The organism is Pseudomonas sp. G.S.17 (genome assembly GCF_038096165.1).
In the GTDB taxonomy this organism is placed as follows: Bacteria; Pseudomonadota; Gammaproteobacteria; order Pseudomonadales; family Pseudomonadaceae; genus Aquipseudomonas.
Window position 1 is genome coordinate 1,611,298 of record NZ_CP151076.1, and the last position, 23,163, is coordinate 1,634,460.

Annotated in this window: 23 protein-coding genes and 1 tRNA gene; 19 read left to right on the forward strand and 5 right to left on the reverse strand. The window is 56.5% G+C overall.

Annotation, left to right across the window (positions count from 1 at the left end):
• Positions 1-13 precede the first annotated feature (13 nt).
• From AABC73_RS07395 to AABC73_RS07405, 3 genes are all read right to left on the reverse strand, one after another.
• Positions 14-970, reverse strand: a complete 957-nt coding sequence (locus AABC73_RS07395) for a hypothetical protein (protein WP_341523049.1) — start codon at positions 968-970, stop codon at positions 14-16.
• A gap of 71 nt (positions 971-1,041) precedes the next feature.
• The gene (locus tag AABC73_RS07400; RefSeq protein WP_341523050.1) at positions 1,042-2,757 is read right to left on the reverse strand and encodes a proline--tRNA ligase; all 1,716 of its coding nucleotides are present in this window, start codon (positions 2,755-2,757) and stop codon (positions 1,042-1,044) included.
• 171 nt (positions 2,758-2,928) lie between these two features.
• Entirely contained in the window at positions 2,929-4,251 is a 1,323-nt protein-coding gene (locus AABC73_RS07405) for an OprD family porin (protein ID WP_341523051.1), read from the reverse strand.
• Between the two features lie 1,015 nt (positions 4,252-5,266).
• On the opposite strand from AABC73_RS07405, the gene AABC73_RS07410 reads away from it, so the two are divergent.
• Both AABC73_RS07410 and AABC73_RS07415 read left to right on the forward strand, forming a co-directional pair.
• The gene (locus AABC73_RS07410; RefSeq protein ID WP_341523052.1) at positions 5,267-5,698 is read left to right on the forward strand and encodes an HIT domain-containing protein; all 432 of its coding nucleotides are present in this window, start codon (positions 5,267-5,269) and stop codon (positions 5,696-5,698) included.
• Positions 5,695-5,901, forward strand: coding sequence for a SlyX family protein (locus AABC73_RS07415; RefSeq protein ID WP_065834851.1), 207 nt, complete (start codon positions 5,695-5,697; stop codon positions 5,899-5,901). The genes AABC73_RS07410 and AABC73_RS07415 overlap by 4 nt, the downstream gene beginning before the upstream one ends.
• Positions 5,902-5,969: 68 nt before the next feature.
• Here the strand turns inward: AABC73_RS07415 and AABC73_RS07420 are convergent, their stop codons facing one another.
• Positions 5,970-6,575, reverse strand: coding sequence for a cold-shock protein (locus tag AABC73_RS07420; protein ID WP_020289425.1), 606 nt, complete (start codon positions 6,573-6,575; stop codon positions 5,970-5,972).
• Between the two features lie 366 nt (positions 6,576-6,941).
• On the opposite strand from AABC73_RS07420, the gene AABC73_RS07425 reads away from it, so the two are divergent.
• From AABC73_RS07425 to AABC73_RS07505, 17 genes are all read left to right on the forward strand, one after another.
• Positions 6,942-7,415 (forward strand): Dps family protein, encoded by a 474-nt coding sequence (locus tag AABC73_RS07425; protein ID WP_065834853.1) that lies wholly within the window; start codon positions 6,942-6,944, stop codon positions 7,413-7,415.
• Between the two features lie 327 nt (positions 7,416-7,742).
• Positions 7,743-8,090, forward strand: a complete 348-nt coding sequence (locus tag AABC73_RS07430; protein WP_044901144.1) for a ribbon-helix-helix domain-containing protein — start codon at positions 7,743-7,745, stop codon at positions 8,088-8,090.
• Positions 8,091-8,404: 314 nt separating this feature from the next.
• Positions 8,405-10,180 carry an aspartate--tRNA ligase gene (gene aspS, locus AABC73_RS07435; RefSeq protein ID WP_341523053.1) on the forward strand — a complete coding sequence of 592 codons (1,776 nt, stop codon included), beginning with the start codon at positions 8,405-8,407 and terminating at the stop codon, positions 10,178-10,180.
• 125 nt (positions 10,181-10,305) lie between these two features.
• Complete coding sequence (locus tag AABC73_RS07440) at positions 10,306-11,052, forward strand: YebC/PmpR family DNA-binding transcriptional regulator (protein WP_341523054.1); 747 nt, start codon at positions 10,306-10,308, stop codon at positions 11,050-11,052.
• 128 nt (positions 11,053-11,180) lie between these two features.
• Positions 11,181-11,705: a crossover junction endodeoxyribonuclease RuvC gene (gene ruvC, locus AABC73_RS07445; protein ID WP_020289420.1), complete on the forward strand. Its 525-nt coding sequence runs from the start codon at positions 11,181-11,183 to the stop codon at positions 11,703-11,705.
• 119 nt (positions 11,706-11,824) lie between these two features.
• Positions 11,825-12,433 carry a Holliday junction branch migration protein RuvA gene (gene ruvA, locus AABC73_RS07450; protein ID WP_341523055.1) on the forward strand — a complete coding sequence of 203 codons (609 nt, stop codon included), beginning with the start codon at positions 11,825-11,827 and terminating at the stop codon, positions 12,431-12,433.
• A complete protein-coding gene (ruvB, locus tag AABC73_RS07455; RefSeq protein ID WP_341523056.1) occupies positions 12,434-13,492 on the forward strand; it encodes a Holliday junction branch migration DNA helicase RuvB in 1,059 nt (352 codons plus the stop codon).
• 137 nt (positions 13,493-13,629) lie between these two features.
• Positions 13,630-14,097, forward strand: a complete 468-nt coding sequence (gene ybgC / locus AABC73_RS07460) for a tol-pal system-associated acyl-CoA thioesterase (protein ID WP_020289417.1) — start codon at positions 13,630-13,632, stop codon at positions 14,095-14,097.
• Positions 14,087-14,782, forward strand: a complete 696-nt coding sequence (gene tolQ / locus AABC73_RS07465) for a protein TolQ (protein WP_020289416.1) — start codon at positions 14,087-14,089, stop codon at positions 14,780-14,782. Before ybgC ends, tolQ begins: the two co-directional genes overlap by 11 nt.
• 23 nt (positions 14,783-14,805) lie before the next feature.
• Complete coding sequence (gene tolR / locus AABC73_RS07470) at positions 14,806-15,261, forward strand: protein TolR (protein WP_177325393.1); 456 nt, start codon at positions 14,806-14,808, stop codon at positions 15,259-15,261.
• Complete coding sequence (gene tolA, locus AABC73_RS07475) at positions 15,261-16,373, forward strand: cell envelope integrity protein TolA (RefSeq protein ID WP_331151776.1); 1,113 nt, start codon at positions 15,261-15,263, stop codon at positions 16,371-16,373. The genes tolR and tolA overlap by 1 nt, the downstream gene beginning before the upstream one ends.
• Entirely contained in the window at positions 16,370-17,674 is a 1,305-nt protein-coding gene (gene tolB, locus AABC73_RS07480; protein ID WP_044901143.1) for a Tol-Pal system beta propeller repeat protein TolB, read from the forward strand. The genes tolA and tolB overlap by 4 nt, the downstream gene beginning before the upstream one ends.
• A gap of 52 nt (positions 17,675-17,726) precedes the next feature.
• Positions 17,727-18,227: a peptidoglycan-associated lipoprotein Pal gene (pal, locus tag AABC73_RS07485; protein ID WP_020289412.1), complete on the forward strand. Its 501-nt coding sequence runs from the start codon at positions 17,727-17,729 to the stop codon at positions 18,225-18,227.
• A gap of 6 nt (positions 18,228-18,233) precedes the next feature.
• Positions 18,234-19,055, forward strand: coding sequence for a tol-pal system protein YbgF (gene ybgF, locus AABC73_RS07490; protein ID WP_341523057.1), 822 nt, complete (start codon positions 18,234-18,236; stop codon positions 19,053-19,055).
• 171 nt (positions 19,056-19,226) lie between these two features.
• Entirely contained in the window at positions 19,227-19,874 is a 648-nt protein-coding gene (queE, locus tag AABC73_RS07495; RefSeq protein ID WP_341523058.1) for a 7-carboxy-7-deazaguanine synthase QueE, read from the forward strand.
• Positions 19,875-19,890: 16 nt separating this feature from the next.
• The gene (gene queC, locus AABC73_RS07500) at positions 19,891-20,565 is read left to right on the forward strand and encodes a 7-cyano-7-deazaguanine synthase QueC (RefSeq protein WP_341523059.1); all 675 of its coding nucleotides are present in this window, start codon (positions 19,891-19,893) and stop codon (positions 20,563-20,565) included.
• Positions 20,566-20,628: 63 nt separating this feature from the next.
• A tRNA-Lys gene (locus AABC73_RS07505) sits at positions 20,629-20,704 on the forward strand.
• A 414-nt stretch (positions 20,705-21,118) separates the two neighbouring features.
• Here AABC73_RS07505 and mqo read toward each other — a convergent pair.
• The gene (gene mqo, locus AABC73_RS07510) at positions 21,119-22,768 is read right to left on the reverse strand and encodes a malate dehydrogenase (quinone) (protein WP_341523060.1); all 1,650 of its coding nucleotides are present in this window, start codon (positions 22,766-22,768) and stop codon (positions 21,119-21,121) included.
• Between the last annotated feature and the right edge of the window lie 395 nt (positions 22,769-23,163).

Below are 23,163 nucleotides of genomic sequence, written 5' to 3' on the forward strand. Positions count from 1 at the left end.
GCAGCAGTGGATGTCAGTGCTTGGCGCCGGGGTCAGCGACCAGGCGACCCGCATCCTTGGCCAGGGATTTCACAAACTCATGCTGCAACTGGGGATCATTACGCGTCAGCTCGATCAGGCTCTGCTCCAGTTCGCTGGCTTCATCTTCAAGCCCCAATTCCGAAAGACGCTTGACGCGATAGACCCACTGGCTGACTTCATCATCTTCCAGGTCATCGTAAATCAGGCTGTGCGCCTCAAGTAACTTGCCACGCAACAGCTTGCTGATGGGCAGGTCCGCATTGGCGTGAACCTTGTCCTGATCGTCTTCGACGCTGAAGTAGATTCGCGTGACGTGGCTCAGGTCCTGTTCGGCAAATGGACTGTCCAGCAGACTCAGGCGCAACACGCCGTTGCGATCAGTGGTCAACTCGTGGGTTTGCGTCCCTGACTTGACCAGCACCGGGCGCTCGTTCCACGGCAGGGACGAATTTTCGATACGCTTGTCCTTTTGGACTTCGTCGATCCCCGCCAGGTTTTGCTGGGCCCGGCCATGAGACGGCGCGTTCATGAACGGGTTGAGCCCGGCCACGCCATAGTTGATCCAGTCCTTGGTCACGCTGTCCGGCAGCTGGCCGAAGGCCAAGACGTTGACCACGTTGGCGCCGACACCGGCCACCACCGCGACGGCACCCAGCGGAATCTCATAGATTTCCCGCCACGGCTGATACGCGGTGTAACGATCGTAGCGGCGGGTGACTTCGAATTCGGTGACTTCAAAGGTCTTTTGTTCATGGATGCGCACGCGGCGCTGAGGCAGCTCAAGGGTCTTGGGCTCACCCATATCAATTTGCAGGGTATGTTCGAGCAATTTGCGTTCGACACGCTCTTCATGCTCGCTGCGCTGTGACAAGTGGTTGGCACAACCGCTGACAAGCAGGCTGGCGCACAAGGCTGTACAGCCGAGGCTTAAGGATCTTCGCTTGAACATGGGATCTCTTGATGCGGATAAGGCGCGGTGCCTGAAATGGGCGCGCTCGTTGTGGCGAGCGCGCCCATGACTCAGCGGCGGATACGGGCCTGGATAAACGACAACACGTCAGCTACCGGCAGGGCCTGGGCCTCAGGCTCGATGCGGCTCTTGTACTCAAGATTGCCTTCGGCCAGGCCGCGGTCGCTGACCACGATGCGATGGGGGATACCAATCAGCTCCATGTCGGCAAACTTGTTGCCGGGGCTGGTTTTCTTGTCGCGGTCATCCAGCAGCACTTCGAAACCAGCGGCCTTCAGTTCGGCATAAAGCTTGTCAGTGGCTTCGCGAACCGCTTCGGTTTCATAGCGCAGCGGTACCAGGGCGATCTGGAAGGGCGCCAGGGTGTCATTCCAGATAATGCCGTTGGCATCGCTGTTCTGCTCGATGGCTGCGGCGACGACCCGGGAAACGCCGATGCCGTAGCAACCCATGGACAGGTTGACCGGCTTGCCGTTTTCGCCAAGGACCTGGCATTTCATGGCTTCGCTGTACTTGGTGCCCAGCTGGAAAATGTGACCGACTTCGATGCCGCGCTTGATTTCAAGCGTGCCTTTGCCGTCCGGGCTTGGATCGCCAGACACGACGTTGCGCAGGTCGGCAACGGTCGGAACAGGCAGATCGCGTTCCCAGTTGACGCCAAAGTAGTGCTTGTCGTCGATGTTGGCACCGATGCCGAAGTCGCTCATCAGTTCTACCGAACGGTCGATGATGCAAGGCAGCGGCAGGTTCAGCGGGCCCAGCGAACCGGCACCGGCGCCGATGGCGTCGCGCAACTCGGCTTCCGATGCCATGACCAGCGGGCTGGCGACCCGTTCTTGCTGGGCAGCCTTGATTTCGTTCAGCTCATGATCGCCACGGATGATCAGTGCGATAAGCTTGCCTTCTTCAGCGGCATGCACCACCAAGGTTTTGATGGTCTTTTCGATAGGCAGGTTGAAGCCTTCGACCAGTTGCGCAATGGTCTTGGCGTTCGGCGTATCAATCAGACGCAGCTCTTCGGTTGGTGCGGCGCGAGAGGTTTCCCGGGGAATCGCTTCGGCTTTCTCGATGTTGGCGGCGTAATCGGAGCCATTGCTGAACACGATATCGTCTTCGCCGGACTCGGCCAGCACGTGAAACTCATGAGAGCCCGCGCCGCCGATGGAACCGTTGTCTGCTTCCACCGGGCGGAATTTCAGGCCAAGGCGGGTAAACACGTTGCAATACGCCTGATGCATGCGGTCGTAGGTTTCCTGCAGGGAAGCCTGATCGGCATGGAAGGAGTACGCATCCTTCATGACGAACTCGCGGCCGCGCATCAAACCGAAGCGTGGGCGGATTTCGTCGCGGAATTTGGTCTGGATCTGGTACAGATTGATCGGCAGCTGTTTATAGCTGTTGAGCTCATTGCGGGCCAGATCGGTGATCACTTCTTCGTGGGTCGGGCCCAGGCAGAATTCGCGATTGTGCCGATCGGTCAGGCGCATCAACTCAGGACCGTACTGTTCCCAGCGGCCGGATTCCTGCCACAGCTCTGCGGGCTGAATACCCGGCATCAATACTTCGAGTGCGCCAGCAGCGTCCATTTCTTCACGAACGATGGCTTCGACCTTGCGCAACACACGTAGGCCCATGGGGAGCCAGGTATAGAGACCGGAAGCAAGTTTGCGAATCATGCCGGCACGCAGCATCAGCTGGTGGCTGACGACGACCGCATCGGAAGGGGTTTCTTTCTGTGTGGCGAGCAAAAATTGACTGGTGCGCATGGGAGGCCGTTGTCGGTTGCTGAGACTAGAAATGACTGGGCATTGTACGGGGCCGAGTTACCCCCGTACAGCGCAAGGCCTCCGAGGGAGGCGATGCTGATTACTTTATTGCCTGAATGAAAAAGCCCGGCATCAGCCGGGCTTTTTCCGAAACGAGTAGCTGAAGTGCGATTACAGGATCGAGATCGGGTAGTCGACAATCAGACGGAACTCGTTGATATCGCCTTCGCCCTGGTCAGCATTGGCACGGTGCCATGCTTGACGGATGCGGAACGACAGGTCTTTGGCTGGACCGGTTTGAAGCACATATTTGGCTTCAAGGTTGGTCTCGTGGTGCTTGCCGTCTTCACCATACAGGCCAGCATAAGCGCTGTTTGCAGGTGTGTTGGTGCCGTCGATGTCATAACCTTTGATGTAGCGGGTCATGAAGCTCAGGCCAGGAACGCCATACGGAGCCATGTTCAGGTCGTAGCGAGCTTGCCAGGATTTCTCACCAGGACCGTTGAAGTCAGAGTACTGGATGGAGTTGTTCAGGAAGATCGAGTCGCCGCCCTTGTTGTTGTCGCCAATACCGATGTAGTCGAATGGCGTATCACCGTTGACCTTCTGGAATGCCAGGGTCAGGGTGTGTGCTGCCAGGAACGAGTAGGCAACGGAACCGGAGAATGCGGTGTTACTGATCTCGCCTGCTTTGGCGCTGCCTTCATCGACGGTGCGATACAGGTTGGCGTCAAATGCCAGGGACTGGGTGTCAGTCAGCGGCAGTGCGTAGTTCACGTTCGCGTAATACTGGTCCCACACGTCTTCAAGCTTGGCACCGTAGAGTGCAACGCCAAGGTTGTCAGTGATCGCGTATTTGCCGCCAACGAAGTCAGCGGTCTTCGCAGAAACACCGGCGTAGGTAGCCCAAATGTTACCGTTGTGGCTGGTGTCGTCCTGGCTGGTGCCGGAGTAGAAGTGACCGCCTTCCAGATCCAGACCTTTGATCTCGCTGCTCTGCAGGCTGATACCGCTGGCAGTTTGTGGCAACAGACGGGAGCCGCCTACTGCGAACACTGGGCTGGTAGGCTGCATGTCACCGATTTTCAGCTCGGTTTTCGAGAGACGGAACTTAACAGCGCCACCGGCTTTGCCGAAGCTGTCTTCGTTCTTGCCCTGGCTGCTGGTGACCAGGTTGCCCGAACCGGAATATTTGTCCTGACCGTCAAGCTTCAGGCCGAAATAGCCGAAAGCTTCAACGCCCACCCCGATGGTGCCTTGAGTGTAGCCAGAGCTGAAGGTTCCCCAGAAACCCTGGGTCCAGTCTTTGTCATCAACGGCGCCGTTTTTCTTGTCGCGATTGAAATAGTAGTTGCGAGCTTTCACATCAAGCGTGCTGCCGTCAACGAAACCTTTTGCTTCTGACTGATCGCTGACGAACGCTGCTGCCGTTGCCAGTTGGGTGCTGGCTGCAGTAACTGCCAGTGCGATTGCGCTCCACTTCATCACTCTCATCGTGACTTGCTCCTTTGGTTTTAAGAAGAGTTGCTGCCGACCCACCTGTTTTTTTATCTGGGACGGCTCTTTCTTTTTTGTGTCGGCGAAACTTATATCACGCTGACAATGGTGGCGATAGTTACAGACCTATCCTTTCGAAATCTTTACGGCGGTGTCGCAAACTGCTCTGTCCATGTCGCAAAAATGCACTGTTTCCATATCGACTTTACAACTACCGCATTACCTTTTTACGACCTAAGCATAGGGTGAAACAGTCTAAGCCCGGTTTCCAAGTAATGCCTGGGCAAGCCTTCGCATTCTCACGATAGCCGGATCCTGTTTTCCGCCAGGGTCCGTGCCAACCTTGTGAGTGATATAGCAACAACCGTGCACAAAGCTCACGCTGATGAGAAAATTTTGTGAAAAATGCAGTATTTACCTCGCTTTTATGAGGTAACTGACTGATATATATAGATTTTAAAGCTTTCTATTTTATTTCAAATCCCTGCGGTTGAAGCGCTTTTGAGTTCGGGAGGCTGCGCGGAACGTTACTTTCTGCCCATCAGCCTGGGTAAATTCTGGGTAGGCAGGCATTTTGGCCGATCGGAGTGGGTTGTTTTGGTGCGCGTCCGGCTCCCGATGCTAGAAGGTGGCTCATGGCTGTGATCTGTAAGCTTTTCGGACCGGTCGGGTGTTTCATCAGGCGCTCAGCAAAACCGCTTGAGGGGATTTGATGCCTGCCAGTCGCGTTTTTTGGGTAGCGATTTGTAACAACCGTAGCACTGCTGAAAACACCCGATCACTGTTCTAAATGAGTGCATTTTGTCAGTCGGCGGTCATTCCTGGTGCAGAAGGGGCTTCTCCACTGCAGTATCCGGGGCTCGCTATCCCCTGCGGCAGGCCGCGCCAAACGTCATGTAACCGAGCCCGGCAGTGAACTCGAACTTATTCCCGAGTATCCTGCTCGGTAATGCGCCATACACTTAAATGAGGGTGCGCAAAAAAACCTAACCTGACGATCAGGAGTTATACCGTGTTCGTTCTCGACTCACGTTTACAGGCAGACACAGTGCCCATTGGCGATTTTTCGTTATGCCGGCTGCTGTTATCCAATGATTCAAACTATCCCTGGTTTGTCCTGGTGCCCAAGCGGGCGGATATTAGTGAAATATTTGAGTTGGCGCTTGAAGATCAGTTGCAGTTGTGGCAGGAAACAACTGTGTTGTCAGTGATTCTCAATAAGGTATTCGCGGCTGACAAAATCAATGTTGCAGCGCTGGGTAATGTAGTTAGTCAGCTACACATGCATGTTATCGCCCGTCGACACAGCGATCCGGCCTGGCCTGCTCCGGTGTGGGGCAAGCATCCCGCGCAACCTTATACAGCGCAGCAGGTATCGACCATCGTGCAGCAGCTGCGCAGCGAGCTGACCGTTGGCTTCACCTTTGCAGAGGAATTGTCATGACTGTTGAAGCACGAGTGACCGAACTCGAAAGCCGGCTGGCTTTCCAGGACGATACCATTCAGGCGTTGAATGACGTGCTGGTGACTCAGCAGCGCGCACTTGACCGTCTGCAACAGCAGATGGCGGCGATGCTCAAACGCCAGGAAGAGCTGGGCAGTCAGTTCGACACCTTCGAGGAAGATGCGCCGCCGCCCCACTATTAATAGGTACTGGCGCAAAAAAAACCGCGATCTCCAGGAGGAGGTCGCGGTTTTTTTATCAGGCGAGACAATCAGCGGCGGGGAAGTGCCGCGATGACGTCTTCTGCTTGCAGGCCTTTGTCGCGGTTCATGACCGAGAACTCGACACGCTGGCCTTCTACGAGGACACGATGGCCTTCACCGCGAATGGCGCGGAAGTGAACGAAGATGTCATCGCCCGAATCCCGGGAAATAAAACCAAAACCCTTGGAGGTATTGAACCACTTCACGGTACCTGTATCGCGATTGGTCATGTCATGACTTTGCGCGGCGGGGGATGGCGAAGATCTATAGAAGCTGATCCCGATGTGCAAGGCGACCGCAAGTGTGGCGGCGATCAGGCCCAGCATGATTGCTGGTTGACCGGCGACGATCTCCAGCGGGACGAGCAGGGTCAGGATTTGAAGAACGACGGCAAGAATGAGCAACGCACTTACAAGGTTTTGCAATTGATGACGTGGGCCCCGGTTCCAATAGGGGATCACTGGTGCAAGCAACAGATTGAGCAGGCCAAAGAACGCCAGATAGAGCGCATCGGGCTGCAGGAGATATGAAGACAAGGCTTCACTGCGCAGGCTGGGGATGAAGGAAAGCAGCAGGGCTGCGGCTCCCGTTAGCAGGTGAACGATTTTCAACATGTTGATAACTCACATTAAGATGGATCACGAGGAAATAGCTGATGACACCCGGTACGCTTCTGGAAAAGTGGAGGCGTGCTGCACGAGCGAGGGTCAGCCTATGCGTTGCAGGAAAAGTCAGCAACGACACGCGGTGTATTTAACAGCAAAGCATGGGGCTACTCAAATCAGGAGCCTGCAGGTCCGTCGGCATTGTTGAAAATGGGTTATGCAAAGCGACCAGCGGTGGGTTTATGCAGTGTCCTGGTGCGGATTTTTTTCTCGACGTGCCAGGGATTTCGATGGCTGAAGCTGCTGCGTCATGGTCATTCTCTTGGTAGAGTGCCCGCTGTACCTGCTGAATAATCCATCTCTAAGGGGCAAAACATGGCAATCGATATTGGTATCAGCGAAGAAGATCGTAAGTCGATCGTTGACGGTCTTTCTCACTTGCTCGCAGATACTTACGTGTTGTATCTCAAAACCCACAACTTTCACTGGAATGTCAGCGGCCCGATGTTTCGTACGCTGCATTTGATGTTCGAAGAGCAATACAACGAACTCGCCCTGGCGGTGGATTCGATTGCCGAACGTATTCGCGCACTGGGCTTCCCGGCACCGGGTACCTACACAACTTACGCTCGCCTGTCGTCTATCAAGGAAGAAGAAGGCGTGCCGAGTGCTGAAGCCATGATCAAAAGTCTGGTTCAGGGTCAAGAAGCTGTTGTCCGCACAGCTCGTAGTATTTTTCCTTTGTTGGATAAAGTCAGTGATGAGCCGACTGCTGACTTGTTGACCCAGCGGATGCAAGTGCACGAGAAAACAGCCTGGATGCTGCGTTCGATGCTTGAGACCAACTAAGGTCGCGACGAGCGACGCACGCGCTGCGTCGCTCATCTGACGAATCTCCGACTCCTCCCTTGGCCCCTGTACCTGCCTTCCCGGCTTGGACTGGCGTTTGTCGATTTTTTTTTGCGACTACATAAATATTAAACACCTGCTTAACATTCAGGTCGGTTATCACCAGGCGGAAAGTCTGTTTCGCCTATCAATTGTAGTGATCTCCTACACAGTATGAGTATTGGCTCTACTGGCTATAACGTCGGGATTCGGGCTTTATAAGCAGGCACATTTATTTATTTTTAAATGTTTCTTCATGAAGTCTGAATTGATCTGTGTAGAGGAAATATCACCATGGTTCGAGGGGTTGAGCGCGACGTACAAGACTTAAACCGTCACGGAAAAATACGTAATGATCCTTTTGTCGAGGATTTCAACATGAATCTGGCGCAACCGCATTCCAAGTCGGTGCGCCTCAATGGGTTGGCAACTTGCCTGCGGCTGGAAAACGTTTACTGGAACATTCTTGGAACCATTGCCCGGTCAAACAACTGTTCGGTCAATGCGGTGCTGTCCTACATCGACAGGGAAGTTCATTTGCGCTACGGCGGCGTGAAGAACTTCAGCGGCCTTATCAGGGTGGTCTGTGTGGCTCATGTCCTGAAAGGCGATAACCTGGATCTGGTCCAGGCGTAGGTTGGATACGCTCCCATTTTCTGCGGGCTCGCCAGCGTGGCGGGCCCGCTCTGTATGCGTCCTGATGCTTGCGTTTCGTGATGCGTGAGCGGCTGCGACGAACTTATCCTGCCGGGATGGGTTCGTGCGGCTGCACGGCTTCGATTAACCCTATATAATCCCCCGCCTTGCCAAAACGGGCATGCTTCTGCGCAAACAGAGCGCCCAGCGATGAGCTGACAGCTTGAACTGCATGCCTGGGCTCTTGCACTATTGAGCGCAAGCCAAGAGCGAAAGCTCCACGAATTTCGAATTACGGAAGTGAAACCACCATCATGATGCGCAGCCATTATTGCGGCCAACTGAACGAGAGCCTGGAAGGTCAGGAAATTACCCTTTGCGGATGGGTCCACCGTCGTCGTGACCATGGAGGGGTAATTTTCCTCGACATACGTGATCGCGAAGGCCTGGCCCAAGTGGTCTTCGACCCGGATCGCGCCGATACCTTCGCTGCCGCCGACCGCGTGCGCAGCGAGTATGTCGTCAAGATCACCGGCAAGGTGCGTGCTCGTCCAGCAGGCGCAGTGAATGCCAATATGGCCTCGGGCGCCATCGAAGTGCTGGGCTACGAGCTCGAAGTACTGAACGAGTCGGAAACCCCGCCGTTCCCGCTGAACGAGTACTCGGACGTCGGCGAAGAAACCCGCCTGCGTTATCGCTTTATCGACCTGCGTCGTCCGGAAATGGCCGAGAAGCTGCGTCTGCGTTCGCGCATCACCACCAGCATCCGTCGTTACCTTGATGAAAACGGCTTCCTGGACGTCGAGACGCCGATCCTGACTCGCGCGACGCCGGAAGGCGCCCGCGACTATCTGGTGCCAAGCCGCACACATCCGGGCAGTTTCTTTGCCTTGCCGCAATCGCCGCAGCTGTTCAAGCAGCTGTTGATGGTTGCCGGCTTCGATCGCTACTACCAGATCGCCAAGTGCTTCCGCGACGAAGACCTGCGTGCCGACCGTCAGCCCGAATTCACCCAGATCGACATCGAAACCAGCTTCCTTAATGAAGAAGACATCATCGGCCTGACCGAGAAGATGATTCGTCAGCTGTTCAAGGAAGTGCTCGACCTGGAATTTGGCGATTTCCCGCACATGACCTTCGCAGAAGCCATGCGTCGTTATGGTTCGGACAAGCCGGACCTGCGTAACCCGCTGGAACTGGTCGACGTTGCCGATCAGCTCAAGGACGTCGACTTCAAGGTGTTCAGCGGCCCGGCCAACGACCCGAAATGTCGTATTGCCGCTCTGCGTGTTCCAGGCGGGGCAAGCATCCCGCGCAAGCAGATCGACGATTACACCAAATTCGTCGGCATCTACGGTGCCAAGGGCCTGGCGTACATCAAGGTCAATGAGCGCGCCAACGGCGTTGATGGTCTGCAGTCGCCAATCGTCAAGAACATCCCGGAAGCCAACCTCAACGTGATCCTTGATCGTGTTGGCGCGGTGGATGGCGATATCGTGTTCTTCGGTGCGGACAAAGCCAAGATTGTCAGCGAGGCCCTGGGCGCGCTGCGGATCAAAGTCGGTAACGACTTCAAGCTGCACACCTGCGAGTGGGCACCGATGTGGGTCGTGGACTTCCCGATGTTCGAAGAGAACGACGACGGCAGCTTCACTGCGCTGCACCACCCGTTCACTGCACCCAAGTGCAGCCCGGAAGAGCTGGAAGCCAATCCGGCAACCGCTCTGTCCCGCGCCTACGACATGGTGCTCAACGGCACCGAGCTGGGCGGCGGTTCGATCCGTATCCATCGCAAGGAAATGCAACAGGCGGTCTTCCGCTTGCTGGGTATTGCCGAAGACGAGCAGCAGGAGAAGTTTGGCTTCCTGCTCGACGCCCTGAAATATGGCGCGCCACCCCATGGTGGTCTGGCATTCGGTCTGGATCGTCTGGTCATGCTGATGACCGGCGCCCAGTCGATTCGTGAAGTCATTGCCTTCCCGAAAACCCAGAGTGCAGCGGACGTGATGACCCAGGCGCCTGGCGTGGTTGACGCCAAGGCGTTGCGTGAATTGCACATCCGTTTGCGCGAACAGCCGAAAGCCGAGTAATACCGGGCGGGGCGTATCGCGTCACCACTGACGTCGATGCGCCCCGTTTGCGTTTTGGCCGGGCAAGCTTGTGTCGGTTGTGCTGCGACACACATGAACGTGTTGAAAAGAATCTGGAGCGAGATATGGCAGGTCATTCTAAGTGGGCGAACATCAAGCACCGCAAAGAGCGTCAGGATGCCAAGAAAGGCAAGATCTTCACCAAGTGGATTCGTGAGCTGACCGTCGCTGCCCGTCAGGGCGGTGGTGATCCGGGCACCAACCCGCGTTTGCGTCTGGCGCTGGACAAGGCTCTGGGTGCCAACATGACTCGCGACACCATCGACCGCGCGGTTGCGCGTGGCGCCGGTGCTGCGGAAGGTGACGATGTTGAAGAGCTGGGTTACGAAGGTTACGGGCCAGGTGGCGTGGCGGTCATGGTCGAATGCATGACGGACAATCGCAATCGCACGGCGGCAGCGGTTCGTCATGCATTCGTCAAATGCGGTGGCAATCTGGGGACCGACGGTTCGGTTGCCTATCTGTTTGATCGCAAGGGGCAGATTTCCTTTGCCGCAGGCGTTGATGAAGACGCACTGATCGAAGCCGCCATGGAAGCCGATGCCGACGACGTGGTGACCAACGAAGATGGCTCCATCGACGTATTCACGTCCTTCGCCGGTTTTTATGCCGTGCGCAACGCCCTTGAGGCCGCCGGTTTCAAGGCTACGGACGCCGAAATCGTCATGCTGCCGACCACCAGTGCCGTGCTGGATCTGGAAACCGCTGAAAAAGTCCTCAAGCTGATCGACATGCTCGAAGACCTGGATGACGTGCAGAACGTGTATTCCAACGCGGAAATTCCGGACGATGTCATGGAGCAGCTTGGCTGACAGCGTGCTGTCAGCGCTATACAGAAGCCGGAGATCCGACGCGGTGTTGCTCACATCGCTATCGGCCTCCGGCTTCTGCCTTTATGCTGCGCTCTTTGCTATGCGTCACTTCTCAAGCTGCAGGCGTTATGACTCTTATTCTTGGTATCGACCCCGGTTCGCGAATTACCGGCTATGGCGTGGTGCGTGACACCGGTCGCGGTTGTGTCTACGTGGCGTCGGGTTGCATCAGAACCGGAAGCGGCGAGCTGCACGAGCGCTTGCAGATTGTCTATCGCGGCGTGCGCGAGGTCATTCAAACCTACGGCCCGGTAACCATGGGCATCGAAAAGGTCTTCATGGCGCGCAACGCTGACTCGGCCCTCAAGCTGGGGCAGGCGCGGGGTGCGGCCATCGTTGCCGGCGCCGAGGAAAGCCTGGAAATCGCCGAGTACACCGCGACCCAGGTCAAGCAGGCGGTAGCGGGGACCGGCGGTGCGAATAAAGAGCAGGTCATGATGATGGTCATGCATTTGCTCAAGCTGACCCAAAAACCGCAGATCGATGCGTCGGATGCTCTGGCAATCGCCTTGTGCCACGCGCATACCCGATCCAGCCTGATTCCCCACGGCCTGGGGACTGCGCGAAGTCGCGGTGGCCGGTTGCGGTTATAGCGCAAGGGTCTGGCTGTGAATTATTTTTTGCTTGCAGGGCGTGTCACTCCTGCAATGATTGCGACCATTGATTTACCGTTGGCCCTGCCTGGGGTCGGCGCTATGAAAGGATCCGATACGTGATTGGACGCTTACGCGGCTTTTTGGCCGAGAAACAGCCGCCGCATCTGGTGCTGGATGTCAACGGCGTCGGTTATGAGCTGGAAGTCCCCATGACTACACTCTATCGACTGCCGCATGTTGGCGAACCGGTGACGCTGCACACCCATTTGGTGGTCCGCGAAGACGCGCATCTGCTCTACGGTTTTTACGAAAAACGTGAGCGCGAACTGTTTCGCGAGCTGATCAGGCTCAATGGCGTCGGCCCGAAACTGGCGCTGGCCTTGATGTCGGGTCTGGAAGTCGACGAGTTGGTGCGTTGCGTGCAAGCTCAGGACACCTCGGCCTTGACCCGAATTCCGGGAGTGGGCAAGAAAACCGCCGAGCGCCTGCTGGTCGAGCTCAAGGACCGATTCAAGGCCTGGGAAACATTACCTGGCACTTTTACCCTGGTTTCCAATGGCCCGAACGTGCTGGAACCGGTAGCGTCAGCAGAGTCCGACGCGGTCAGCGCGCTGATTTCCCTGGGCTACAAACCTCAGGAGGCGAGTAAAGCCGTCTCCGCGATCAAGGAAAAAGACTTGAGCAGTGCTGATTTGATTCGACGTGCCCTGAAGGGAATGGCTTAAGTGATTGATGCTGACCGCCTGATAACCGCCACTGGCGGCCGTGAACGTGACGAACAACTGGATCGCGCGATTCGCCCCCTCAGCCTTGCCGACTACATTGGCCAGCCAACCGTGCGCGAGCAGATGGAGTTGTTCATCCAGGCCGCCCGCGGTCGCAACGAGGCCCTGGATCACACGCTGATCTTCGGCCCGCCGGGCCTGGGCAAAACGACACTGGCCAATATCATTGCCCAGGAAATGTCGGTATCGATCAAAAGCACTTCCGGTCCGGTGCTGGAGCGACCGGGTGACCTGGCAGCGATCCTGACCAATCTGGAGCCCAATGACGTGCTGTTCATTGATGAAATCCACCGGTTGTCGCCGATTGTCGAGGAAGTGCTGTACCCGGCCATGGAAGACTTCCAGCTGGACATCATGATCGGCGAAGGTCCGGCCGCGCGCTCAATCAAGCTCGACCTGCCACCGTTCACCCTGGTCGGCGCGACGACCAGGGCCGGGATGCTGACCAATCCGTTGCGCGACCGCTTTGGTATCGTCCAGCGTCTGGAGTTCTACAGCATCCCCGACCTGACGACGATCGTGACCCGTTCGGCAGGGATTCTCGGCCTGCCCATCGAGCCGGAGGGCGCTTTCGAAATCGCCCGTCGCGCGCGGGGCACGCCACGTATAGCCAACCGGTTGCTGCGTCGCGTTCGGGATTTCGCCGAAGTGCGCGGCAACGGGCAAATCACCAAATCCATCGCCGACCTGGCGTTGAACCTGCTGGACGTCGATGAACACGGTTTCGATCACCAGGACCGGCGTCTGCTGTTGACCATGATCGAGAAATTCGACGGCGGTCCGGTGGGTGTCGACAGCCTGGCGGCGGCAATCAGTGAAGAACGTCACACCATCGAAGATGTACTCGAACCCTATTTGATCCAGCAAGGCTATATCATGCGCACACCTCGCGGCCGTGTGGTCACGCGGCATGCTTACCTGCACTTTGGTTTGAATCTGCCTTCACGGATGGGGGAAATGCCGGTCGCGGAAGATTTTGTCGAGAATAATGACAATTAAAAAGCTGCCGACCACCGATTTATTCGGGGTTTGCGTGGTCAGACTGGCAGTTGCGTGAATCTGACCGGGAATATCCTGCAAAACCTTGAAAAACAGTTGCCTGGCGGATTGGCAAGCTGAGGAGTAAGCACTAGAGTATGCGCGCGCAAAACGGGGTTCAGTCGTTCGCACATCGTTGTCGGGTTTATTACGAAGACACCGATGCTGGCGGCATCGTCTATTACGTCAATTATCTGAAATTCATGGAGCGGGCTCGTACCGAGCGGCTGCGGGAATTGGGGTTCGCCCAATCCGCGCTGGCGGGGGAGAACCTGTTGTTCGTCGTGCATTCCAGCGAGGCGCGTTATCACAAGCCGGCGCGATTGGATGACGAACTGCTGGTCAGCGCCGAAGTAATCGAATTGAACCGTGCCAGCCTGCGCTTCAAGCAACAGGTCAGGCGGGCTGCGGATGCAACGCTGCTCTGTGAAGGGCAGTTTTTGGTGGCGTGCGTACGCGCCGATAGTTTGAAACCCCGGGCCATTCCCGAAGCTTTGCGTGCGGCCTTTGCCGACCAGAGCGGCGCGGGTACACATTCAGAGCAGGAGATAAAGCGTGGAAGCTAACGTCGTCGACCATTCCTCCATGTGGAGTTTGGTCAGTAATGCCAGCGTCGTGGTTCAGTTGGTGATGCTGATCCTGGTGGCTGCTTCAGTCACTTCGTGGGTCATGATTTTTCAGCGCAGCAATATGCTGCGCGCTGGACGGCGTGCGCTGGAAAGCTTCGAGGAGCGTTTCTGGTCCGGTATCGATTTGTCCAAGCTGTATCGTCAGGCCGGCAGCAACCCGGACCCTGATTCCGGTGTCGAGCAGATCTTCCGCGCTGGTTTCAAGGAATTCTCCCGCCTGCGTCAACAGGCCGGCGTCGATCCTGATGCGGTCATGGAAGGTGTGGCGCGTGCCATGCGCGTGGCTATTTCCCGTGAAGAAGAAAAACTTGAAGCCGGCCTGTCGTTTCTTGCCACTGTCGGCTCCACCAGCCCCTACATCGGCCTGTTCGGTACCGTCTGGGGCATCATGAACTCCTTCCGTGGCCTGGCTACCGCACAACAGGCGACACTCGCCACTGTTGCGCCGGGTATTGCCGAAGCCTTGATCGCAACAGCCATTGGCCTGTTCGCGGCGATTCCTGCAGTAATCGCTTATAACCGTTTCGCCGCTCGCAGCGAGACCTTGATCAGCCGTTACTACACCTTCGCCGACGAATTCCAGGCCATCCTGCACCGTAAAGTGCACACCAGCGAAGAGTGAGCAGGTAATTCCCAATGGCTTTAATCGCTCGAGATCGACGCAAAAAACGCAAGCCGACCGCTGAAATGAACGTGGTGCCGTACATCGACGTGATGTTGGTGCTGCTGGTCATCTTCATGGTCACTGCACCCATGATCAATCAGGGCGTGAAAGTTGATTTGCCCAAGGTCTCCAGTGAGGCTTTGCCGCAAGACAACAACAATCAGGTCCTGACCATTTCGATCAAGGCTGACAAGACCTACTACTGGAACCTTGGCAGCGAAGTCGATACCGACAAGCAGATGGACAAGGCAATGACCCTGCCGCAGCTGACCTCGGCGGTGACCAAGATCGTCGCCTCCGGTCGTGAAGCGGGCAAGCAGACGCAGGTCTTCATTCGTGGTGACAAAACCGTTGATTACGGCTCGGTGATGGGCACGATGGGCGGGTTGCAGAAAGCCGGGGTCGGCAATGTTGGTTTGATTACTGAGGCACCCTGATGCAGCCAATTCGAGAGCCTTCCGCCTCGGAAAGCTACTTCTGGCCTGGTATCTGGGCCGTGGCCCTGCACATCCTGATTTTTGGCCTGCTCTTCGTCAGCTTCGCCATGACTCCGGATCTGCCGGAATCCAAGCCTATCGTTCAGGCAACGCTTTACCAGCTCAAATCCAAGAGCCAGGCGACGACCCAGACCAATCAGAAGATTGCCGGCGAGGCGAAGAAGTCCGCTGCGCGCCAGACTGAAGCCGAGCAGCTGGAACAGAAATTAGTCGAGCAGAAAAAGCAGGAAGCTGTAAAAGCTGCGGAACAAAAGAAAGAAGAGGCAGCTCAAAAAGCCGAGGAACAAAAGGCTGACGAAGCTGCACAGAAAGCTGAGCAGAAAGCAGAGGAAGCCAAGAAGGCCGATGACGCCAAGAAAGCCGACGATGCGAAAAAAGCTGACGAAGCCAAGAAAGTGAATGACGCTAAAAAGGTCGAAGAGAAACAACTGGCTGACATAGCCAAGAAAAAAGCCGAAGAAGACGCCAAGAAAAAGGCTGAAGAAGACGCTAAGAAAGCCGCCGCAGAGGAAGCCAAGAAACAGGCTGCCGATGACGCGAAGAAAAAAGCGGCAGAAGACGCGAAGAAGAAAGCCGCAGAAGACGCCAAGAAAAAAGCGACCGAAGACGCCAAGAAGAAATCCACAGCCGATGCGGCCAAGAAGGCGCAGGAAGCTGCGCGTAAATCGGCCGAAGAGAAAAAGGCTCAGGCCTTGGCTGATTTGCTCTCTGACAAACCGGAGCGGCAACAGGCGTTGGCGGACGAGCAAGGCGATGAAACGGCAGGTAGTTTCGATGATTTGATTCGTGTTCGCGCTTCAGAAGGTTGGAGTCGACCACCGTCAGCGCGCAACAATATGTCGGTAATACTGCAGATCGGGATGCTGCCGGACGGTACGATATCGTCTGTGTCGGTAGCCAAATCCAGCGGCGACGGTCCGTTTGACAGTTCTGCGGTAGCAGCGGTCAAGAATATTGGGCGTTTAACAGAAATGCAGGGCCTGAAGCCGGCTGACTTCGCTCCCTATCGTTCATTCAAGATGACATTCACACCTGGAGATCTAGCCTTGTGATCAAGCTTTTTCGAGGATTGCTAGTAGTCGTTCTCTGTTGTGCAGCCACATTGGTCGCCGCAGATGAAAAGAACATTCTGGTCACCAGCGGCAGTGACCGTGCCACCCCGATTGCTGTCGTGCCGTTTGGCTGGCAGGGCGGGGCGGTGTTGCCTGAAGATATGGCGGAAATCGTCAGCAATGACCTGCGTAACTCGGGTTATTACTCGCCTATTCCAAAGCAGAACATGATCAGCTTGCCGACCCAGGCCAGCGAAGTCATTTTCCGTGACTGGAAAGCGCTGAATGCGCAATACGTGATGGTAGGCAATATTGTTCCTGCTGGCGGTCGTCTGCAGATTCAATACGCCTTGTTCAACGTCGCGACCGAACAGCAAGTGTTGACCGGTAATGTTTCGGGGACCAACGATCAACTGCGCGACATGGCGCACTACATCGCTGACCAGTCCTTCGAAAAGCTGACCGGCATCAAAGGCGCGTTCTCTACCCGTATGCTGTACGTGACGGCTGAGCGTTTCTCGGAAAACAACACCCGCTTCACTCTGCAACGTTCGGATTACGACGGTGCCCGTGCAGTGACGCTGTTGCAGTCCCGTGAGCCGATCCTGTCGCCGCGTTTTGCACCGGATGGCAAGCGCATCGCGTATGTATCGTTTGAACAGAAGCGTCCACGTATCTTCGTTCAACATATCGATACCGGTCGCCGTGAGCAGATCACCAACTTCGAAGGCCTCAATGGCGCGCCTGCATGGTCGCCGGATGGCAGCAAGCTGGCGTTCGTGCTGTCCAAGGATGGCAACCCGGAAATCTACGTGATGAACCTGGCTTCCCGTGCCTTGAATCGCGTGACCAATGATTCTTCGATCGATACCGAACCGTTCTTCGGCAAGGATGGCTCGACGATTTACTTCACATCGGATCGTGGCGGCAAGCCACAGATCTATAAAACCAACATCAGTGGTGGCGGTGCCGAGCGAGTTACCTTTATTGGTAACTACAACGCTAACCCGAAATTATCGGCCGATGAAAAGACGCTGGTAATGATTCACAGGCAGGACGGCTTCACGAATTTCAAGGTTGCAGTGCAAGATCTGGCCCGGGGAAGTGTAAAAATCCTCACAGATAGCAACCTAGATGAGTCGCCTACTGTCGCACCCAACGGCACCATGGTAATCTACGCCACCCGCCAGCAGGGCCGGGGAGTCTTGATGCTCGTGTCCATTAATGGACGCGTAAGGCTCCCGCTTCCTACCGCTCAAGGCGAAGTCAGAGAACCTTCCTGGTCCCCTTACCTGAACTGACGCGGCGCTACACGTTTTGCTTAACACACTGGGGTTCATTAGGAGTTTCAAGATGGAAATGCTGAAGTTTGGTAAGTTTGCTGCGCTGGCTCTGGCCATGGCTGTAGCTGTAGGTTGCTCGTCCAAAGGCGGCGACAATGCCGGTGCAGGCGCTGCTGTTGATCCAAACGCTGGTTACGGCGCAAACACTGGTGCTGTTGACGGTTCCCTGAGCGAAGAAGCTGCTCTGCGCGCCATCACCACCTTCTACTTCGAATACGACAGCTCGGACCTGAAACCAGAAGCCATGCGCGCTCTGGATGTTCACGCCAAAGACCTGAAAGGCAATGGCGCTCGCGTCGTTCTGGAAGGCAACACCGACGAACGTGGTACTCGTGAGTACAACATGGCACTGGGCGAGCGTCGTGCGAAAGCCGTTCAACGCTACCTGGTACTGCAAGGTGTTTCCCCAGCTCAGCTGGAACTGGTTTCCTACGGCGAAGAGCGTCCAGTTGCTACCGGCAACGACGAGCAGTCCTGGGCTCAAAACCGTCGCGTCGAACTGCGTAAGTAATTTGACATGCGAACGTGCCGACGTGCTCTAACCGTTTTGGCCCTCACCCTTCCACTTGTTGCGTGGGGTGCGGCTCCTGTGGTCGATAACAATTCTGGCTCTGCCAGCAGCAACAGTTATCCGCCAGCGGGTTATGGCACGTCCGGCGCCTATGCCGGGGGAGGGGTTTCGGCTCCTCCCTCGGCACAAGGTCAGCTGTTCATGCAGTTGCAACAAATGCAGGACGAAATCGCGCGTTTGCGCGGTATGGTCGAGGTCCAGCAAAACGATATCCAGCGCATGAAACAAGAAGCGCTCGAGCGGTATCAGGATCTGGATTCACGCATAGGAGCAGGCGGCCCAGCCGCAGCGGCTACCAATAATTCTCAACCCGGTGGCGGTGAAATCAACGCCAGCGGAGCACCTGTAGCGCCGGCGTCTCAAGCGCCCGCCGCAGGTACTGAAACGCCCGATCCGGCCAAGGAAAAGCTTTATTACGAAGCTGCCTTTGACCTGATCAAGGCCAAGGATTTCGATAAGGCCAGCCAGGCTTTCACTGCTTTCCTGCGCAAGTATCCAAACAGTTCATACGCGGGCAATGCCCAGTATTGGCTGGGTGAAGTGAATCTGGCCAAAGGCGACCTGCAAGGCGCCGGTCAGGCATTTGCCAAGGTCAGCCAGCTTTATCCCAAGCACGCCAAGGTGCCGGACTCGCTGTACAAGCTCGCTGATGTCGAGCGCCGTCTCGGTCATACCGACAAGGTAAAAGGCATTTTGCAGCAGGTTGTCGCCCAGTATCCGGGCACATCGGCTGCGCAGCTGGCGCAACGAGATCTGCAGCGTCTCTGACGTTCTGACCCGAAACTCAAGAAAGCCGCGCTTGTCGCGGCTTTTTTCGTTAGAATTCGGCACCCGAAATTCCGGTATTTAATACGCTTCTCTGGATTCTGCGTGTGCAGGGTGCTTTGAAGTGCCTGACGGAGGCGGACGGCCTGTTTAGCTGTTACGCCCGTGGCCCCTATGCAAGACACATTACGTATCACCGAAATCTTTTACTCGTTGCAGGGTGAAACGCGTACAGCTGGCCTGCCCACTGTATTTGTTCGTCTCACTGGCTGCCCGTTGCGTTGCCAGTATTGCGACAGCGCCTACGCCTTCAGTGGCGGTACGATTCAAACGCTGGACGCCATTGTCGAGCAAGTGGCGAGCTACCGCCCTCGCTACATCTGCGTGACTGGCGGCGAGCCGTTGGCCCAGCCCAACGCCATTCCATTGCTCAAGCGGCTCTGTGATGCCGGTTACGAGGTTTCGCTGGAAACCAGCGGTGCCCTTGATATCTCGGCAGTGGACACCCGCGTCAGTCGCATCCTCGATCTCAAGACACCTGGCTCTTTGGAAGTCGCACGCAATCGTTATGAAAATATCGATCTGCTGACCCAGAGCGATCAGGTCAAATTCGTGCTGTGTTCGCGCGAAGACTACGACTGGGCGGTTTCCAAGCTGATTCAGTACGGTCTGGAGCGTCGTGCGGGCGAGGTGCTGTTTTCACCGAGCCACCATCAACTGAACGCTCGGGATCTGGCCGACTGGATCGTGGCCGACAACCTGCCTGTACGCCTGCAAATGCAGCTGCATAAATTTCTCTGGAACGATGAGCCGGGGCGCTGAGATGAGTGAATCAACCATGACTGAAAAACGTGCGGTAATTCTGTTGTCTGGCGGCCTGGATTCGGCAACCGTCGTGGCCATGGCCCGGGCTGAGGGTTACGCCTGTTACACCATGAGCTTCGATTATGGCCAGCGCCATCGCTCGGAGCTCGATGCGGCGGCGCGCGTCGCCCGCGACCTTGGTGCTGTCGAGCACAAGGTGATCGGCCTGAATCTGAATGGCATGGGCGGCTCGGCGCTGACCGACAGCTCCATCGCTGTCCCGGAAACCCCTGGCGAAGGGATTCCGGTGACCTACGTTCCGGCACGCAATACGGTCTTCCTGTCGCTGGCCCTGGGCTGGGCAGAAGTGCTCGGCGCACGGGATATCTTCATCGGCGTCAATGCGGTGGATTATTCGGGTTACCCGGATTGCCGGCCGGAATTCATCGAATCGTTCCAGCGCACGGCCAATCTGGCCACCAAGGCCGGCGTCGAAGGTAACGGCTTCACGATTCAGGCGCCGCTGCAGAATCTGAGCAAAGCCGAAATCGTCCAGGCTGGAGTGCGTCTGGGCGTCGATTACGGCCTTACGGTTTCCTGCTATCAGGCGGACGATCAGGGCCGCGCTTGCGGCAAATGCGACAGCTGCCGCCTGCGCGCAGAGGGCTTCGCAAACGCCGGAATTACTGACCCAACCCGTTATTTTTAAATTAATTACAGTTAGGTGTTGAATTACTCATAGAAATCAGTAATATACGCGCCACGCAACAGAGGGTCGTTAGCTCAGTTGGTAGAGCAGTTGGCTTTTAACCAATTGGTCGTAGGTTCGAATCCCACACGACCCACCATTTTTAGATGTAGTAGTTGTAAAGCTGTAAGGCCCGTGAAAATGTGGCCTTACAGCTTTTTTTTGCGTCCGGTTTTTACCTCGCAGGTTCGGATCGGATCCATCCAGTTGCAGCGAAGCTTGCCCGCGAATCAGGCGCCTCGGTGGGCCAGGCATACCGCGTTATCGTTCTTCGCGGGCAAGCCTCGCTCCAACGAGATAGAGCGACGTTTTGAGCGGGTCAGGGGGAAAACAAGCAGGCAGCAAAAGTCCATTCCCGTTGGAGCGAGGCTTGCCCGCGAATCAGGCGCATCGGTGGGTCAGGCATACCGCGTTATCGTTCTTCGCGAGCAAGCTCGCTCCCACAGGATTGGTATCGCTCCAACAAGCGGGCAGCAAAAAGCCCCGTCAGACGCTGTCTTACGGGGCTTTTGTCTTACAGCGCCATGTCGGCCGCTGGATTGCTTTTCTTCGGTGCTGCGGGCTTGTCAGAGGTCGGAGCTGGGGCCACAACCTGATTGTTCACAGGTGGCGGCGGCGTCAGGTGCAGGACTTCGGCGGTGTAGGCCCATTCCTTGGCAACGGCTTCCGGGCTGGTGTTCAGCTTGGTGCCGTAGCTCGGAACGATCTGGTGCAGTTTTTCCTGCCAGGCCGGTGTTGCGACCTTGTCCTTGAAGACCTTCTCAAGCACGCTCAGCATGATTGGCGCAGCAGTCGACGCACCAGGTGACGCGCCGAGCAGGCCGGCAATGCTGCCGTCCTGAGAAGCAACGATCTCGGTGCCCAGCTTCAGTACTCCGCCTTTCTCTTCATCACGCTTGATGATCTGCACGCGCTGACCGGCTTGCCACAGACGCCAGTCTTCTTTCTTGGCGTGCGGGAAGTATTCTTTCAGGGCGTTGTAGCGGTCGTCATCCGACAGCATCAGTTGACCTGCCAGGTATTCAACCAGCGGGTACTGCTCGACACCAACGCGAGCCATCGGCCACACGTTATGCAGAGTAGTGCTGGTCAGCAGGTCCAGGTACGAGCCTTCTTTCAGGAACTTGGTGGAGAAGGTCGCGAACGGGCCAAACAGGACGACGCGCTTGCCATCCAGCACGCGGGTGTCCAGGTGCGGAACCGACATGGGCGGTGCGCCGGTCGATGCGATGCCGTAGGCCTTGGCCATGTGCTGCATGGCGATGTCCTGGTTCTCGGTGACCAGGAACGAACCACCAACCGGGAAGGCGGCGTAATCCTTGGCTTCCGGGATGCCCGACTTCTGCAGCAAGTGCAAAGCACCGCCGCCAGCGCCGATGAACACGAACTTGGCGTCAGTCGTGGTTTCGGTGCCGTCTTTCAGGTTCTTGTACTCGACGCGCCACGAACCGTCTTTATTGCGAGTGATGTCCTGCACTTCGCTGGACAGCTTCAGTGTGAAGTTAGGCTGGGCTTTCAGGTGGCCGACGAACTGACGAGTGATCTCGCCGAAGTTGACGTCCGTACCGATCGGGCTCCAGGTGACCGCGAGTTTCTGCGCCGGATCACGACCTTCCATCATCAGCGGAACCCACTTCCTGATCTGTTCTGGGTCCTCGGAGAACTGCATGCCGCTGAACAGCGGGCTCGCCTGCAGAGCGTCGTAACGCTTCTTCAGGAACTTGATGTTGTTGTCGCCCCACACGAAGCTCATGTGCGGCGTGGAGTTGATGAACGAACGAGGGTTCTTCAGAACATCGTTCTTGACCTGCCAGGACCAGAACTGACGCGAGATCTGGAAGGCTTCGTTGATTTCGATCGCCTTGGAGATGTCGACCTTGCCGTTCTTGTCTTCTGGCGTGTAGTTCAGCTCAGCCAGGGCAGAGTGACCGGTACCGGCGTTGTTCCAGCCGTTGGAGCTTTCCTCGGCGACACCGTCAAGGCGCTCGACCATTTCCATCGACCAGCCCGGCTCCAGCTCGTTGAGCCAGACCGCGAGGGTCGAACTCATGATGCCGCCGCCGATCAGTACCACATCGACTTTCTTGGTCTCGGCTGCATGAGTAGGCATGATGCCCATCGACATGGCCAGGCCCAGCAGGGCCGTGTTCACTTTCTTCAACATGCTGTAAATCCATATGGTAGGACGCCATGCGCCTGCCTTGCTGATCCGGATTCTTGCGGCTCACGGTAAGCCGGAAGATTTCCGTCACCAGTTTCGGAAGGTGATGGGCACACAAGGCTTAATAAAGCTTAGCCTCACTTTTATGTCCCGCCTGTGCTGACTTTTTATTAGTCATTGGCTTCAGCTACTTGGGGCGACACTGATTTTGGTAACTCATTGGCTGACAGGCCCGGAGATATCCGGCCCATCTGCAAACCCTTGCTCGTCAGTTCCGGCAAGCGCTAGCGCTGCGACGTTGTGCCCCATGGTGCCGAAACGACGCTGGGGCATAATTCGCTGATTTGTCGCGAGCACGGTTTGTTGGGGCGGCATGATATCGGATCGCAGCGTCAATG

Bases quoted from the DNA above. Each gene is read 5' to 3' on its own strand.
- AABC73_RS07395 (WP_341523049.1), bottom strand. From the start codon at position 970: ATGTTCAAGCGAAGATCCTTAAGCCTCGGCTGTACAGCCTTGTGCGCC.
- AABC73_RS07400 (WP_341523050.1), bottom strand. From the start codon at position 2,757: ATGCGCACCAGTCAATTTTTGCTCGCCACACAGAAAGAAACCCCTTCC.
- AABC73_RS07405 (WP_341523051.1), bottom strand. From the start codon at position 4,251: ATGAGAGTGATGAAGTGGAGCGCAATCGCACTGGCAGTTACTGCAGCC.
- AABC73_RS07415 (WP_065834851.1), top strand. From the start codon at position 5,695: ATGACTGTTGAAGCACGAGTGACCGAACTCGAAAGCCGGCTGGCTTTC.
- AABC73_RS07420 (WP_020289425.1), bottom strand. From the start codon at position 6,575: ATGTTGAAAATCGTTCACCTGCTAACGGGAGCCGCAGCCCTGCTGCTT.
- AABC73_RS07425 (WP_065834853.1), top strand. From the start codon at position 6,942: ATGGCAATCGATATTGGTATCAGCGAAGAAGATCGTAAGTCGATCGTT.
- aspS (WP_341523053.1), top strand. From the start codon at position 8,405: ATGATGCGCAGCCATTATTGCGGCCAACTGAACGAGAGCCTGGAAGGT.
- AABC73_RS07440 (WP_341523054.1), top strand. From the start codon at position 10,306: ATGGCAGGTCATTCTAAGTGGGCGAACATCAAGCACCGCAAAGAGCGT.
- ruvC (WP_020289420.1), top strand. From the start codon at position 11,181: ATGACTCTTATTCTTGGTATCGACCCCGGTTCGCGAATTACCGGCTAT.
- ybgC (WP_020289417.1), top strand. From the start codon at position 13,630: ATGCGCGCGCAAAACGGGGTTCAGTCGTTCGCACATCGTTGTCGGGTT.
- tolA (WP_331151776.1), top strand. From the start codon at position 15,261: ATGCAGCCAATTCGAGAGCCTTCCGCCTCGGAAAGCTACTTCTGGCCT.
- pal (WP_020289412.1), top strand. From the start codon at position 17,727: ATGGAAATGCTGAAGTTTGGTAAGTTTGCTGCGCTGGCTCTGGCCATG.
- ybgF (WP_341523057.1), top strand. From the start codon at position 18,234: ATGCGAACGTGCCGACGTGCTCTAACCGTTTTGGCCCTCACCCTTCCA.
- queE (WP_341523058.1), top strand. From the start codon at position 19,227: ATGCAAGACACATTACGTATCACCGAAATCTTTTACTCGTTGCAGGGT.
- queC (WP_341523059.1), top strand. From the start codon at position 19,891: ATGACTGAAAAACGTGCGGTAATTCTGTTGTCTGGCGGCCTGGATTCG.
- mqo (WP_341523060.1), bottom strand. From the start codon at position 22,768: ATGTTGAAGAAAGTGAACACGGCCCTGCTGGGCCTGGCCATGTCGATG.